Raw genomic sequence first — 536 nt, 5'->3', positions numbered from 1 at the left:
ACCTGATATAGGCGGACACACCGCGCACGATGAACAGGTCTGTCAAAGCGTCAATGACCTCGGTTGAGTTCAACTTTCGCTTCACCCGGATAGCCAAACATTCCCGGCTGTGCTCATCCAGAATGTTGAGTGTTCTGAAGGCCCTGCCGTCGTCCGTTCGATGATGTACGAAGTCGTAGGACCAAACATGGTTGCGATATTCAGGACGTAGGCGGACACACGATCCATCATTAAGCCAGAGCCGCCCCTTCTTTGACTGTTTCATGGGCACTTTAAGCCCCTCACGTCGCCATAAACGCTCAACCCGCTTGTCGTTAGTCAGCCAGCCTGCGTCTCTCAACAAGGCTGCAATCCGACGGTAGCCATACCGACCATACTGACGTGTCAGCTCGATCATATCCGCGATCAGGCGTTCTTCGTCAGTACGCCCACGTGGCAAACGCCGCTGTGTTGATCAATGTTGCCCCAGAACGCGGCAAACACACCGCTCAGAAACCTTGAACCGACTATGCACATGATCGATACAGGCCCACCTG

Annotated in this window: 1 pseudogene; it reads right to left on the bottom strand. The window is 54.1% G+C overall.

What is annotated here, in order from left to right:
* Window positions 1–536, bottom strand: a pseudogene (locus PsAD37_RS27665) (IS3 family transposase); the annotation flags it as partial.

This window comes from Pseudovibrio sp. Ad37 (genome assembly GCF_001623075.1).
In the GTDB taxonomy this organism is placed as follows: Bacteria; Pseudomonadota; Alphaproteobacteria; order Rhizobiales; family Stappiaceae; genus Pseudovibrio.
This window is presented reverse-complemented; position numbering and strand designations above follow the sequence as displayed.